Here is a 13,305-nt window from a genome sequence, read left to right on the forward strand (position 1 = left end):
GCGTACGATCGCATGCGTTTGGCCGAAACAGGACCAAGCGTCAAGCCATTTCCCTGAATACCACCATCCCACGCCACACCCCCGGCATGCCCGGTTATGCAGGGCGGTCCAGCCCCAGTACGTCTTCCATATCATAAAGGCCGGGCGCACGCCCCGACAGCCACCGCGCCGCCCGGACCGCGCCGGTGGCATAGACCCGACGGTCAAAAGACCGGTGGGTCAGGCTGATCTGTTCATGCCCCGATGTGAAAATGACCGAGTGCTCGCCCACGATCTGCCCACCACGCAGGGCGGCGAAGCCGATCGCCCCATCCGCGCGCGGGCCGGTATGTCCGTCGCGACCACTTTCGATATGATCTTCCAGCCTTACACCACGGCCTGCGGCTACCGCGCGGCCCATGGCCAGCGCCGTGCCCGATGGGGCATCGACCTTCTGCCGGTGATGCATCTCCAGAATTTCGGCATCATATTCACTGCCGGGCAGGACGGCGGCCATCTGCCGCGCCAGCCGGGTGACCAGCGTCACACCGGGGGAGAAATTGGCAGCCTGCACCACCGCGATCTTCTGTGCCGCCGCATCAACCGCCTGCTGCTGCGCCGGTGACAGGCCCGTCGTGCCCAGCACCCATGCGGTACCGGTTTCAGTCAGTGCCGTTGCATGCGGGACAACCGTATCGGCATGGGTAAAATCAATCACGACATCGCAATGACGCGCCAGTTCGGCAATATCGGCATATACCGGACATTCGATACCCGCGACTTTCTGCCCATCACGTGTCGTGCCACCAGCCAGAATGGCGTCACCGGCGGGCACTTCTTCAGCCAGCAGGCGACCCACGCGCCCGTTCAGGCCCGCGATCCCGATACGCAATGACTGCGCGTTCATTGAGCTTCTCCACCATTGTCCAGATATAGAAATAGCGGCGCGACCGGGGGATCGCGCCGCCTGGGCTATTCATGGTGCAAGTTGGGGGGGATTCACCATGAATAGTGACCACGACCCTACACCTGAATAATCTGTCATTTCAACCGCCGCCCTTGCATGTCAGTTCAGGAAAGAGGCGGCTTACAGCTTGCCTTCAAAAAAATCCTTCACCTTGCTGAAGAAACCGGTGCTTTCGGGGCTGCCCTTGGCATGACCTGCGGCGTCGCCTTCAAATTCCTCCAGCAGTTCGCGCTGGCGCTTGGTCAGATGGCGCGGCGTTTCCACCACGACCTGGATATACATATCGCCACGGGCGGAAGACCGCAGGACCGAAAACCCCTTGCCGCGCAGGCGGAAATGTTCGCCCGTCTGGGTTCCTGCCGGAATCTTGACCTTGGTGCGCGACCCGTCCACGACCGGCACCTCGATTTCGGTGCCGAGGGCGGCCTGCGCCATGCGCACGGGCACGCGGCAGTAGATGTTGGCGCCATCGCGCTGGAAGATCGCATGCTGTTCAACCGATACATGGACATACAGGTCGCCTGCAGGCACGCCCTTGCCGCCGGATTCCCCTTCGCCGGAAATACGGATGCGGGTGCCATCTTCCACCCCGGCGGGGATCGTGACCTCAATGGTGCGGTTCTTTTCCACCGTGCCGGTACCGTGACATTCCTTGCACGGATTGCGGATCAGGCGGCCCGAGCCATGACAGGTGGGGCAGGGACGTTCCACGAAAAAGAAGCCCTGCTGCGCACGTACCTTCCCCGCGCCATGGCACGACGGGCAGGTCTCGGGCTGTGCATCCTTGTCCGCCGACCCGGTGCCGTCACAGCTTTCGCAGGTGACGCGGGTGGGAACGGTGATCTTTTTCTTAACGCCGGCAAAGGCCTCGGCAAAGGTGATGGTCACCTGCACCTGCAGGTCGGCACCCGAACGGCGGCCACCGCGCCTGCCGCCCATCATGTCGCCGAACATCTGTTCGAAGATGTCGCCCAGACCCCCACCACCGAAATCAAAGCCGCCAGCGCCGGGACCACCGCCCTCGAACGCCGCATGGCCGAACCGGTCATAGGCCGCGCGCTTCTGGTCGTCCTTCAGCACGTCGTAGGCTTCGTTGATTTCCTTGAACCTGTTTTCCGCTTCCGCATCCCCGGGGTTCCGGTCGGGATGGTACTTCATGGCCAGCTTGCGATACGCCCGCTTGATCTCGTCACCATTGGCATCGCGAGAAACTTCAAGGACTGCGTAATAATCTATCTTGGTGGCCATGTGGGTCCTCTAGCAAACGCGGCCGCCCGGCATCCTTGCGGCACGATCCTCGCGTTCCAGAATAGTGTTGTTGTGCAGAATATGAAAAGCGCCCGTCTTCACAGAAGCACGGGCGCCACCCTGGTGGAAAGGTCGGGCGGGCCCGAAGGCCCGCCCTCCATTCCGGAGCCTGTATGACGCCTTGCGGCGATCAGGACTTCTTGGAGTCGTCCACGTCTTCGAAGTCGGCGTCGACAACCTTTTCGTCCTTCGGCGCACCGCCGGGGGCAGCACCGGCCGCACCTTCGGCCTGGCCTGCCTTGTAGACCGCTTCGCCAACCTTCATGGCAACCTGCGTCAGGCGATCGGTCGCCGTCTTCAGGGCTTCGGCGTCGGTGCCTTCAAGTGCCTTGCGCACATCGGCAATCGCTGCTTCCGCTTCGGTCTTGTCAGCCGCCGGAACCTTGTCGCCTGCTTCCGCCAGCGACTTCTCGACCTGGTGGGTCAGACCTTCGGCCTGGTTACGGGCCTCGACCTGTTCCTTCTTCACCTTGTCGGCTGCGGCGTTGGCTTCGGCATCCTTCACCATCTTTTCGATGTCGGATTCCGACAGACCACCAGATGCCTGGATCTTGATCTGCTGTTCCTTGCCGGTCGCCTTGTCCTTGGCCGAGACGGACACGATGCCGTTGGCGTCAATGTCGAACGTCACCTCGATCTGCGGCACGCCACGCGGTGCGGGGGCGATACCGGTCAGGTCGAATGTGCCCAGCAGCTTGTTGTCAGCCGCCATTTCACGCTCGCCCTGATAGACCTTGATGGTCACGGCGCTCTGGTTGTCTTCCGCGGTCGAGAAGGTCTGGCTCTTCTTCGTCGGGATCGTCGTGTTGCGGTCGATCAGGCGGGTGAACACACCACCCAGCGTCTCGATACCCAGCGACAGCGGCGTCACGTCGAGCAGCAGCACGTCCTTGACGTCGCCCTGCAGCACGGCACCCTGAACAGCCGCGCCAATGGCGACCACTTCGTCAGGGTTCACGTTGCGCGCGGGTTCCTTGCCGAAGAACTCCTTAACGGCCTCGATCACCTTCGGCATACGGGTCATGCCGCCGACGAGGATGACTTCGTCAATCTCACCAGCCGAAACCGACGCGTCCTTCATGGCGGCGCGGCAGGGTTCCAGCGTGCGCTGGATCAGGTCGTCCACCAGGCTTTCCAGCTTCGCACGGGTCAGCTTGACCACGAGGTGCTTCGGACCGGAGGCATCCGCCGTGATGAACGGCAGGTTGATCTCGGTTTCCTTGGCGGAAGACAGTTCGATCTTCGCCTTTTCAGCTGCTTCCTTCAGACGCTGCAGCGCCAGCTTGTCCTGACGCAGGTCGATGCCCTGCTCACGCTTGAACTCGTCAGCCAGGAAGCCGATGATGCGGGCGTCAAAGTCTTCACCGCCGAGGAAGGTGTCACCGTTGGTGGACTTCACCTCGATCACGCCGTCGGAGATTTCGAGGATGGACACGTCGAACGTGCCGCCGCCAAGGTCATAGACCGCAACCGTGCCGCCGTTCTTCTTCTGCAGGCCATAGGCAAGTGCTGCGGCAGTCGGTTCGTTGATGATACGCAGGACTTCCAGACCGGCGATCCGGCCGGCATCCTTGGTGGCCTGACGCTGTGCATCGTTGAAGTACGCGGGAACCGTGATGACGGCCTGCGTAACCTTCTCGCCCAGATAAGCTTCGGCAGTTTCCTTCATCTTGCCCAGAATGAAGGCGGAAATCTGCGCAGGGGCGTATTTCTTGCCCTGTGCCTCGACCCATGCGTCGCCATTGTCACCCTTCACGATGGCGTAGGGGACCAGTTCCTTGTCCTTCGCCACGGTGGGGTCGTCGTAACGACGGCCGATCAGGCGCTTGACCGCATACAGGGTGTTGGACGGGTTTGTGACGGCCTGACGCTTCGCTGCCTGACCGACCAGCATTTCACCGCTGTCGGTAAAGGCCACCATGGACGGGGTGGTGCGTGCGCCTTCGCTGTTCTCGATAACCCGCGTCTCGTCGCCTTCGCGCACGGCAACGCAGGAATTGGTCGTACCAAGGTCGATACCGATAACCTTGCTCATTCAGATACTCTCCTTTTCAGCGGCCTGCCCGGACCCGAAGCATCGGGGCAGACCCTTTCTTCAATATCGTCCGGTGAGGGGGCGGACTGTCTGTTCCACATCCGCCCATGACACCGGTGTTACCATCCGATGTAGGCAGCCCCCGCGCAGCTTTCAAGGGTCTGAAGACATGCGCGGAAACGATTTCACCCTGCCTGCGCCGGCCCCTTTGACACGACAACCATGGCCGGCTTGAGCAGCCGCCCGTGCAGCGTCCATGCGGGGGTCCAGGCCTCCATCACGGTGCCCTGCGCGTGTTCGTCGCTATGCTGTTCGGCCATGGCCTGATGGAGGTTGGCGTCAAAGGGCTTGCCCTTTGCGTCTTCCGCCTTGATGCCATTGCGTTCCAGAATGCCCACGAACGACCGTTCGGTGCTTTCGATCCCTTCGCGCATGCGCGTCAGGATGTTGTCCTCGCCTTCGGTCGGCTGGGGCAGGCTGGCCAGCGCACGCTTGAGGTTTTCAGCCGCTTCGACCACGTCCTTGGCGAATTTCTGCACGGCGTACTGCCGGGCGTCTTCCACCTCGCGCTTGGCGCGGTTGCGCACGTTCTGGGTTTCGGCTTCCGCACGGACCCATTTGTCACGCAGGGTCGCGACCTCGGCCTCCAGTTCGGCTATGCGCGGATCGACCGCGGCCTGCCCGGCCTGAGCTTCCGGCGCCTGGCCGGAATGCTCGGCCGTCGCGGGATTGGGTGTGCCGTCGCCGTTTGCGGCATCGGCAAAGGGGGTGGGGTCTGTGTTCTCGCTCATGCTCTTACAAGTAGGTAACGGCTGGCCAATGGACAAGGCATTGCGTTCCCGGCAGGCATGCCGTTTTTGCGCAACTTGTCCCGATTCCATGGAACAGCCGGAACGTCATGGACGTTCCAGTGAAGCAGGATACCCGCATCCCCTCATGACATGCGGGTGAATATGACGCTATGCTACATACGTGCGCCGGACAAGAACCGGCGGCCATGCCCGCATCGGCAGAGGAGCGAAAAGAGACCCCCCATGGAGCCAACGAAACAGACGATCGTGCTGGTTGATGATGACAGGAACATCCTGACCTCCGTGCAGATGACGCTGGAGGCGGAGGGATTCATTGTCCGCACCTATACCGATGGCGAAAGTGCGCTGCACGGTCTGTCGTCACGGCCGGCGGATCTGGCGGTGCTGGATATCAAGATGCCGCGCATGGACGGGATGGAACTGCTGCAGCGCCTGCGCGCGCGCTCGCAACTGCCGATCATTTTCCTGTCTTCCAAGGACGAGGAGGTCGACCAGCTGATGGGCCTGCGGCTGGGGGCGGATGACTACATCACCAAGCCCTTTTCCCAGCGCCTGCTGCTGGAACGCATCCGTGCGCTGCTGCGCCGCAACGAGGTCAGCCGCAGCGAGGCTGCGGGCGTAAGCCCCACCGGCACCATGGTGCGGGGCGGGCTGTCACTGGATGAAACGCGGCACCAGTGCCTGTGGCATGGCCGCGATATCCAGCTTACGGTTACCGAATTCCTGCTGGTCAAGGCGCTTGCCGCACGTCCCGGCCTGGTCAAGTCACGTGACCAGCTGATTGACGCGGCATATGGCGAGAACATCTATGTCGATGACCGCACGATCGACAGCCATATCAAGCGCGTGCGCAAGAAATTCCGCCAGGTCGATGAGGAATTCAACCAGATCGAGACCCTGTACGGAATCGGCTACCGTTACAAGGAAGAATGACCCAGCCGGTGCCGCGTCCCGTTCTTTCCCTGCCCCCGGCTGTCCTTACCCCCCTGCGCCGCCTAATCCCGCGCCGGTGGAGCGGGGAGGGCAGGAACGCAGTCGCGGAATTCATGGAATACCGCACCCGGCTGGTTTCGCCGCTCATGCGGCGCATCCTGCTGGTCAATACGCTGCCGCTGGGGCTGCTGGCGCTAACGCTGCTGTACCTGACGCAGTTTCAGAACAGCCTGCTGGAAGCCGAGGTTTCGGCGCTGCGTGAACAGGCCCGCATCTATGCCGGCGCGCTGGGACAGAGTGCTGTCATCGTCTCGCGCCATGACGTGACGCTGGAACCCAATCTTGCCCGCCCGCTGCTGCTGCGCCTGACCGAACCAAGCCCCAGCGCACATGCCCGCCTGTTCGCCCCCGACGGGCAGATCGTGGCGGACAGCCGCGTGGAACAGGCCGGTCGCCACGGCAATACCGCCAGCCCCCCTGTGCCCCCCGCGGCGGAGGAGGATGAGCATTCCCCGCTGTATCCCCCGTCGGTCAACATGGGCGAACGGCTGTACAACTGGCTCCTGGCGCAGCTGCCCACCCTGTCGGGTGAGCGGATCATGACGCTGGACACGCCGGATTCCGATCCTTCCATCCAGCCCGTGACCCAGCCGGATGGCACGCGGGTCATGGAAATACCGCCCTATATCCGCCGTAACGCCAACCACCAGCTTATGGTTACGGTAGCCGAACCCGTCATGCATGACGGGCGGACAACGGTGGGCATCATCCAGCTTACGCGGGAAGCGCGTGACGTGGACCGTTCGCTGTTTGCCGTGCGGTCGTCCATCCTGTCGCTGTTCCTCATGGCGCTGGCGCTGACCATCCTGCTGTCATGGTACCTGTCACTGACCATCGCGCGCCCGCTGCTGCGACTGGCGGCATCCGCCCATACCATGCGCGAATCCTCCAGCCGTACGGACGTGGTGCCCGAACGCCTGCTGGCGCGACGCGATGAAATCGGTGAAGTCGCCCGCGCGCTTCAGGACAGCGCCAGCGCACTATGGGCCCGGATGGACGCCATCGAACGGTTTGCTGCCGATGTCAGCCATGAAATCAAGAACCCGCTGTCCTCCATCCGCTCGGCCATCGAAAGCCTGCTGCGCATCGACGACCCCGTACGCCAGCAGCGGCTGCTGTCGATCATCAACGATGACGTGCGCCGACTCGACCGCCTGATTACCGACATTGCCGACGCCAGCCGTGTGGATGCCGAACTGTCGCGCGCGCGCGCGGAACCGGTGGCCATAGTGCCGCTGCTGTCGGTACTGGTGGAAATACACCAGACCACCCGCCAGCCGGGACAGCCCTACATGGCGGTGGCCAGCAGTGGCGACAGTCCCGAACGGCGGCTGACCGTTCTTGCGGTAGAAGACAGGCTGGTGCAGGTCCTGCGCAACCTGATCGGCAACGCGATTTCCTTTTCCCCGCCCGATGGCAAGATCCTGCTGAGCGCGGTGCCGGCAGGCGGCATGGTCGAAATCGCGGTCAGTGATGAAGGACCGGGCATTCCGCAGGCCAAGCTGGACAATATTTTCGACCGTTTTTATTCGGAACGCCCCAGCAGCGAGAATTTCGGGCAGCACTCGGGTCTTGGCCTGTCCATCAGCAAGCAGATCATCGAAGCCCTGCGCGGCACCATAAGTGCCGAAAACCGCATTGATGCCGATGGCCATGTTCAGGGTGCGCGTTTCGTGATCTGCCTGCCGCGGGTGGATGTAAAGCCGGAGGTCAGCCGACCTCATCCGTAGCGCGGGCATACCGGCGGTAGCGGAATGGTGGCGGTTCGGCAGGCAGGGTTTCCAGCACCCGGACGACACGGTCATGATCAGGTGCCCGGCTGCATACGGGATCGGTCGCCGCGGCATTCCCCGCCAGCGCAAGCGCCTGACAGCGGCAGCCCCCCCAGTCCTTTTCCCGCTGGTCACAGCTGCGACACGGCTGGGGCATCCAGTCCGTACCCCGGAACATGGTGAACAGCGGGGAGTCGCGCCAGATATGTGCCAGCGTATCATGCCGCACATCGGGAAAGGCGACATTGGGGATCGTTTCGGCCGCATGGCAGGGCAGCACCCGGCCCGAGGGCGAGATATTGATGAACCGACGCCCCCAGCCCCCCATGCAGGGTTTGGGACGGTCGGCATAATAATCGGGCGTGACGTAATCTATGGTCAGGCGACCTGCATATTTCTGACGCGCGGCTTCCACTGCCTGCGTGGTCTGTTCAAGCTGTGCCGCCGTGGGCATGAGGGCCTCGCGATTGGCCAGCCCCCAGCCATAATACTGCGTATGCGCGATCTCGACCCGGCGCGCGCCCATTTCCACCGCCGCATCCAGCATCTGTGGCACGCGGTCGGCATTTTCGCGGTATATGACGAAGTTCAGCGTCAGTGGCATGCCATCCGTCGCAATCAGACGTGCGGCTTCCAGCTTGCGCGCCTGCGCGCCCTTCATGCCGCCCACATGTTCGGCATTGGCGGTATCGATATCCTGAAAGGACAGCTGGACATGATCCAGCCCGGCATCCACCAGCACGGGAAAGGTCTTTTCGTTCAGCAGCACGCCAGAGGTAATGAGGTTGGTGTAAAGACCCAGCCCCACCGCATGACGGATCAGGTCGGGCAGGTCCGGGCGGCTCATCGGTTCCCCGCCCGAGAAATGGACCTGCAGCACGCCCATTTCCGCGGCCTGGTCCAGCACGCTGATCCAGTCCTGCGTGGACAGTTCGTTGCGGCGCGGTTCCAGCGCCAGCGGGTTGGAACAGTACGGGCACTGCAACGGGCAGCGATGCGTCAGTTCCGCCAGAAGGCTCATGGGGGAAAGGATGGTTTCTGTCATGCCACCAGCACCTGCCGCGTCATAAGGTCACTGACCATGACATGGACATCGCGGCCGATCACATCAACCGGGGCCGCGAAACGGTTGGCCAGATCCGCCACGATCTGACCCAGCGTAAGCGTGCCATCAACCAGTTTCAGCACCTCCGCCGCGATGGGATCGGGGATGAAGGCGCGTTCGGGAGCCTGGATGATCCACCGTTCACGCACGCGGTCATGCTGTAGCCGGACCCCGCGCGCGAAACGGATAACGCTGTCATCCGTAAGACCTGTGGTCATGCCACATCCGGGCGGAACGCGCCGGGGGGAATGCGGCCGGGATTGACATAGGCGTATTCCAGTTCATCCAGCATGGCCCACAATACGCCACACTTGAACTTCAGCGCGCCCAGTACCGCCTGCTGCTGTTCGGGCGTGCGGGCATTTTCCTTCACGTAACCCAGCGCGAAATCGGAATCACGCGGGGCCTGCGTCAGACGCGGCTGGAAGTAGGCCAGCGTTTCGGGCGTGATGAAATCATAATGCCGCAGCATGCCCGCGACCCGCTCACTGATGATGGTGGGCGAGAACAGTTCGGTCAGTGATGAGGCAATGGCTTCAAGAATGGACCGGTCGCGCACGAACGCCACATAGGCATCCACCGCGAACCGCGTGGCGGGCAGCAGCCCTTCGAGCGATTCGACATAGGCGCGGTCCAGCCCCAGCCCGTCGGTCAGCTTCAGCCAGCGTGCCACGCCGCCCGTGCCCGGTGCATCACCATCATGGTCCACCAGCCGCCTGCGCCATTCACGCCGCAGTTCCGCCGTGGGCAGGCGGGCAAGCAGCGTTGCGTCCTTGGCCGGGATGCTGGCCTGGTAATAATAGCGGTTCAGCGCCCATGCCTGCACCTGCCCGCGCTTCAGCCGCCCGTCATGCAGCGCACGGTGGAAGGGGTGCAGGTTGTGATAGCGTTCCGCCCCGATGGCGCGCAGTGCGGCTTCCAGTTCATCGGGGGAAAGCAGGGGTGCGCTCATGCCGTAATCCTCATCCCGTCGTGGGAGACTTCCCACCCTGCGGCCTCGACGGCGGCGCGTTCGGGCGAATCCGCCAGAAGGACAGGGTTGGAATTGTTGATATGTATGAAAATCTTGCGTTTGATGCCCAGGTCACGCAGGGCAGCAATGGTGCCGTCCATGCCATCAATGGACATATGGCCCATGCGGCGACCGGTTTTCTCACCCAGTCCCGCGCGGACCATCTCGTCATCAACCCATAGCGTGCCATCAAAGAACACGGCATCCGCCCCACGCAGGCGCACGCGCAGGTTGTCGGTCATGCGCGCGCAGCCGGGCACGAAACAGACACGATGCTGCCCGTCGGATATTTCCAGTCCGACCGTTTCGCCATTTTCACAGATTGCCGCCGGGTCCGGCCCGGACTCGGCATAAAGCGGCACCTTGCCCGGCACCGCGAACGGTACGATGGTCAGCCCGGCTGGCGTGCCGTCACCCAGCTTCAGCGCCAGCGACTGATCGAGTCCCATGGGCGTGCGGGTCACGACCGCGCGGTTCAGGGCTTCAAAAATGGGATTGGCGTCCAGCATGGACAGCACTTCGGGTGTTGCCAGCAGGGTAAAGGGCTGACGTTCGCGCAGGGTCAGCAGGCCGGTGATGGTATCCACCTCGCCGCCCGTCAGGATGACACCGGCGATGGGCGTGGACCGCAGGCCTTCGCTGGGGTGCAGGGCCGGGGTCTGGTTTATCTGGGTCCGCAGGTCGGGGGAGGCATTGACCACGAACCAGTTCTTTCCATCCCCACTTATGGCGATGGAAGCCTGTGTGCGGGGCAGGGCTGCCGGATCGCCGGCCCTGGCCCGCCTGCAACCGGGAGCGTTGGAATTCCATTGTGGAAATCCGCCACCCGCCGCCGCGCCGAGAACGATAATGTCGATCATGGACGCAGACTGTAAAAGAAAATCGCCGCCTGTGCGAGACAGGCGGCGATGTTTCCATCTTACTTCTTTTCGCCGCAGACGTAGCTGTTGATCTCGGCGCCCAGGGGGACTTCAACGATCTTGGGGGTATTCCAGGCCATGGGACTCTCCATTGATTGCAGTTCCAGAAGGCGGCAGGCCTTCGTCTTGGGGTATTTGACCCCTGTCCAATCCTGCTTTCAAGTACCGTCTCCCGCCATATGGGGCCCAAAAATTCACGTTAGCGTGTACGCACCATCACCCCCTGCAATGGTTGCGTAGCGGGAATGTGCCAAAAACCTTGGTCCTGCCCCTCATATGCCGCCATAAGGAACGGATTGGTACGATACGAATTAAGCGGCCACAGGAAACACCACAGCCGTTGGGGCCACGCCAGCACCACCTCAGGACCTGATCATGCCGCCCGAGACAGAGCCACCCCCACAACAGCCATCTTATGAACAGGTGCAGCAGCAGCGCGCCATCGAGGTCATGCGCCACAGCCGCATCGACACGCGTACCGCCTGCCTTCTGCTGCTGAGCGTGCTGGCGGTTTTCTATACCCTGTATTTCGCGTCCGCCATCATCCTGCCCATGATCCTGGCGCTGGTGGTGAACCTGCTGCTGTCCACGCCACTGCGCTTCCTGCACACACGGCTGCGCCTGCCCAAGCCGCTGGCGGCCCTGTGCCTGATCCTGTGTGTATTCGGCATTGTCGGCGCGGTGGGGACCGCAATTTCCGTTCCCGCCACCGGCTGGCTGGAACGCGCACCCGAGGCGATCAATACGCTGCAGGAACGCCTTGCCTTCCTGCGCGGTCCGTTCCAGCTCCTGACCAGCGCATCCGACCGTATCCACAATTTCATGACCATCGCAGGCGGCCATGTGGACCACCCGGCCGCCGTGACCGATACGGCCGATGGGCATGTCATTGTGGTATCAACCCCCAGCACGGGCGGCCTGGACCGGTTCAGTTCGTCCATCCTGCTGGGCACGCAGGCCTTCATGGGTCAGTTCTTCACCATGATCCTGATGCTGTTCTTCCTGCTGGCGCAGGGGGACAGCCTGCTGCGCCGCTTTGTGGAGATCATGCCGACCTTCGCCGACAAACGGCGCACGGTACAGATCGCCTACCAGATCGAACGGAACGTTTCACAGTATCTTGCCACCATCACCATCATCAACAGCCTCGTCGGGCTGGTGAACATGGCGCAGTGCTGGCTGCTGGGCATGCCCAACCCGCTGCTGTGGGGGGTGATGGCGTTCCTGCTGAACTACATTCCCATTATCGGACCGATGATGGGGATCATCATCTATTTCCTTGTGGGACTGTTCGTTTACCCATCCGCATGGCAGGCACTGCTGCCACCCGCCATCTATCTGTGCATCCACCTGACGGAAGGGGAAACGATCACCCCCATGGTGCTGGCGCGGCGGTTCACGCTCAACCCGGTTCTGGTCATGGCCTCACTGATGTTCTGGGACTGGCTGTGGGGCATTTTCGGGGCGTTCCTGTCGGTGCCCCTGCTGGCGGTGTTCAAGATCATCTGCGACCATGTCGAGATCCTGACCCCGATCGGCCATATCGTCGGGGGACCTGCACGCACGACCCCGCCCAAACCGCTGTTTACGGATGCACCCGATCCGCCTGATGACAGGCAGGCGGGACAGGATGACTAGGTATTGCCCGCCGCCAGCACGTCAAGCTTCGCCGCCGACACGATGGTGATGGCATAGCCCTTGCCCACCTCGATCATGCCCTGGCTACGCATCCAGCTAAGCGTGCGGCTGACGGTTTCGATGGTCAGGCCAAGGTAATCGGCAATATCACCACGCGTCATGGGCAGGTGCAGTCGGCCGCCATTACTTTCGTGACCGGGCAGCTGGCTTGCATGCATCTGATCCAGCAGGAAGCTGGCCACGCGTTCGCGCGCGGTCTTGCGCCCGAGCAGCAGCATCTGGTTCTGGGCTGCGACAAGTTCGTTGGATGCTTCTTCCAGCAGGCGACGTTCCAGCTTGGGAAAATCATCCAGCAGGTCGGCCATCTTGTCGCGTGAAAAACGGCAGACCCGCACGGTATCGACCGCTTCCGCGCCAAAGGCGTAATTGTCCGACACCGCAAGCCCGAGGAAATGCCCGGGCGAGGCAAAACCCGTGATCTGCCGCCGCCCATCAGGCAATGCCTTGAACAGCTTGACCGTGCCGGACGTGACGTTGAAAAAGTCGGTGGCCGGCGCGCCTTCCTCGATAAAACCACGACCGGGGGGGATAATGGTTTCCACCGCCGCATCCGACAGGCGGGAAATGTCATCCGGTCCGATCACGCTGCACACGCTGGTGGGGCGGACGCTGCACGTCGTGCAGAAATCCGTCTGCACGCCGGACGACCCGATGACGATACGCCGAGGCCTCGATTCAAACTGACACGAAGGCATATCCGACAT

The 13,305-nt window shown here is 62.5% G+C and carries 13 protein-coding genes; 3 read left to right on the forward strand and 10 right to left on the reverse strand.

Translation table 11 applies throughout. The annotated features are described in order from the left end of the window. Window positions 1-94: 94 nt before the first annotated feature. From dapB to HNO79_RS03075, 4 genes are all read right to left on the reverse strand, one after another. Window positions 95-886, reverse strand: coding sequence for a 4-hydroxy-tetrahydrodipicolinate reductase (dapB, locus tag HNO79_RS03060; RefSeq protein WP_010513633.1), 792 nt, complete (start codon window positions 884-886; stop codon window positions 95-97). Between the two features lie 180 nt (window positions 887-1,066). Then, entirely contained in the window at window positions 1,067-2,194 is a 1,128-nt protein-coding gene (dnaJ, locus tag HNO79_RS03065) for a molecular chaperone DnaJ (protein ID WP_039733375.1), read from the reverse strand. Window positions 2,195-2,384: 190 nt separating this feature from the next. Beyond that, on the reverse strand, window positions 2,385-4,289 hold the full coding sequence (dnaK, locus tag HNO79_RS03070) for a molecular chaperone DnaK (protein WP_214164681.1): 1,905 nt from the start codon (window positions 4,287-4,289) through the stop codon (window positions 2,385-2,387). A gap of 185 nt (window positions 4,290-4,474) precedes the next feature. Then, the gene (locus tag HNO79_RS03075; RefSeq protein WP_010513637.1) at window positions 4,475-5,080 is read right to left on the reverse strand and encodes a nucleotide exchange factor GrpE; all 606 of its coding nucleotides are present in this window, start codon (window positions 5,078-5,080) and stop codon (window positions 4,475-4,477) included. 243 nt (window positions 5,081-5,323) lie between these two features. Here HNO79_RS03075 and HNO79_RS03080 point away from each other — a divergent pair, with 243 nt between their 5' ends. Next, window positions 5,324-6,034 (forward strand): response regulator transcription factor, encoded by a 711-nt coding sequence (locus tag HNO79_RS03080; protein ID WP_010513638.1) that lies wholly within the window; start codon window positions 5,324-5,326, stop codon window positions 6,032-6,034. A 113-nt stretch (window positions 6,035-6,147) separates the two neighbouring features. Continuing rightward, window positions 6,148-7,824 carry a stimulus-sensing domain-containing protein gene (locus tag HNO79_RS03085; RefSeq protein ID WP_244987411.1) on the forward strand — a complete coding sequence of 559 codons (1,677 nt, stop codon included), beginning with the start codon at window positions 6,148-6,150 and terminating at the stop codon, window positions 7,822-7,824. On the opposite strand, the gene pqqE is transcribed toward HNO79_RS03085, so the two are convergent. From pqqE to pqqA, 5 genes are read right to left on the reverse strand one after another with little or no spacing between them, the layout of a single operon-like run. Continuing rightward, window positions 7,805-8,911 carry a pyrroloquinoline quinone biosynthesis protein PqqE gene (gene pqqE / locus HNO79_RS03090; RefSeq protein ID WP_214164682.1) on the reverse strand — a complete coding sequence of 369 codons (1,107 nt, stop codon included), beginning with the start codon at window positions 8,909-8,911 and terminating at the stop codon, window positions 7,805-7,807. The two genes, HNO79_RS03085 and pqqE, sit on opposite strands and share 20 nt — an antisense overlap. Continuing rightward, complete coding sequence (pqqD, locus tag HNO79_RS03095; protein ID WP_214164683.1) at window positions 8,908-9,189, reverse strand: pyrroloquinoline quinone biosynthesis peptide chaperone PqqD; 282 nt, start codon at window positions 9,187-9,189, stop codon at window positions 8,908-8,910. Before pqqD ends, pqqE begins: the two co-directional genes overlap by 4 nt. Then, window positions 9,186-9,923, reverse strand: coding sequence for a pyrroloquinoline-quinone synthase PqqC (pqqC, locus tag HNO79_RS03100; RefSeq protein WP_010513643.1), 738 nt, complete (start codon window positions 9,921-9,923; stop codon window positions 9,186-9,188). Before pqqC ends, pqqD begins: the two co-directional genes overlap by 4 nt. Beyond that, complete coding sequence (gene pqqB, locus HNO79_RS03105) at window positions 9,920-10,843, reverse strand: pyrroloquinoline quinone biosynthesis protein PqqB (protein WP_214164684.1); 924 nt, start codon at window positions 10,841-10,843, stop codon at window positions 9,920-9,922. Before pqqB ends, pqqC begins: the two co-directional genes overlap by 4 nt. Before the next feature lie 59 nt (window positions 10,844-10,902). Continuing rightward, on the reverse strand, window positions 10,903-10,983 hold the full coding sequence (gene pqqA / locus HNO79_RS03110) for a pyrroloquinoline quinone precursor peptide PqqA (protein ID WP_010508617.1): 81 nt from the start codon (window positions 10,981-10,983) through the stop codon (window positions 10,903-10,905). Between the two features lie 295 nt (window positions 10,984-11,278). On the opposite strand from pqqA, the gene HNO79_RS03115 reads away from it, so the two are divergent. Then, the gene (locus HNO79_RS03115; protein WP_232275606.1) at window positions 11,279-12,541 is read left to right on the forward strand and encodes an AI-2E family transporter; all 1,263 of its coding nucleotides are present in this window, start codon (window positions 11,279-11,281) and stop codon (window positions 12,539-12,541) included. On the opposite strand, the gene HNO79_RS03120 is transcribed toward HNO79_RS03115, so the two are convergent. Then, window positions 12,538-13,305 carry a Crp/Fnr family transcriptional regulator gene (locus tag HNO79_RS03120; RefSeq protein WP_010513646.1) on the reverse strand — a complete coding sequence of 256 codons (768 nt, stop codon included), beginning with the start codon at window positions 13,303-13,305 and terminating at the stop codon, window positions 12,538-12,540. The two genes, HNO79_RS03115 and HNO79_RS03120, sit on opposite strands and share 4 nt — an antisense overlap.

Source organism: Komagataeibacter oboediens, assembly GCF_018491655.1.
GTDB lineage: Bacteria > Pseudomonadota > Alphaproteobacteria > Acetobacterales > Acetobacteraceae > Komagataeibacter > Komagataeibacter oboediens.

What these genes read in the sequence shown, in the direction of transcription:
- dapB (WP_010513633.1), bottom strand. Translation starts at nt 886, where the DNA reads ATGAACGCGCAGTCATTGCGTATCGGGATCGCGGGCCTGAACGGGCGC.
- dnaJ (WP_039733375.1), bottom strand. Translation starts at nt 2,194, where the DNA reads ATGGCCACCAAGATAGATTATTACGCAGTCCTTGAAGTTTCTCGCGAT.
- dnaK (WP_214164681.1), bottom strand. Translation starts at nt 4,289, where the DNA reads ATGAGCAAGGTTATCGGTATCGACCTTGGTACGACCAATTCCTGCGTT.
- HNO79_RS03075 (WP_010513637.1), bottom strand. Translation starts at nt 5,080, where the DNA reads ATGAGCGAGAACACAGACCCCACCCCCTTTGCCGATGCCGCAAACGGC.
- HNO79_RS03080 (WP_010513638.1), top strand. Translation starts at nt 5,324, where the DNA reads ATGGAGCCAACGAAACAGACGATCGTGCTGGTTGATGATGACAGGAAC.
- HNO79_RS03085 (WP_244987411.1), top strand. Translation starts at nt 6,148, where the DNA reads ATGGAATACCGCACCCGGCTGGTTTCGCCGCTCATGCGGCGCATCCTG.
- pqqE (WP_214164682.1), bottom strand. Translation starts at nt 8,911, where the DNA reads ATGACAGAAACCATCCTTTCCCCCATGAGCCTTCTGGCGGAACTGACG.
- pqqD (WP_214164683.1), bottom strand. Translation starts at nt 9,189, where the DNA reads ATGACCACAGGTCTTACGGATGACAGCGTTATCCGTTTCGCGCGCGGG.
- pqqC (WP_010513643.1), bottom strand. Translation starts at nt 9,923, where the DNA reads ATGAGCGCACCCCTGCTTTCCCCCGATGAACTGGAAGCCGCACTGCGC.
- pqqB (WP_214164684.1), bottom strand. Translation starts at nt 10,843, where the DNA reads ATGATCGACATTATCGTTCTCGGCGCGGCGGCGGGTGGCGGATTTCCA.
- pqqA (WP_010508617.1), bottom strand. Translation starts at nt 10,983, where the DNA reads ATGGCCTGGAATACCCCCAAGATCGTTGAAGTCCCCCTGGGCGCCGAG.
- HNO79_RS03115 (WP_232275606.1), top strand. Translation starts at nt 11,279, where the DNA reads ATGCCGCCCGAGACAGAGCCACCCCCACAACAGCCATCTTATGAACAG.
- HNO79_RS03120 (WP_010513646.1), bottom strand. Translation starts at nt 13,305, where the DNA reads ATGTCGGATATGCCTTCGTGTCAGTTTGAATCGAGGCCTCGGCGTATC.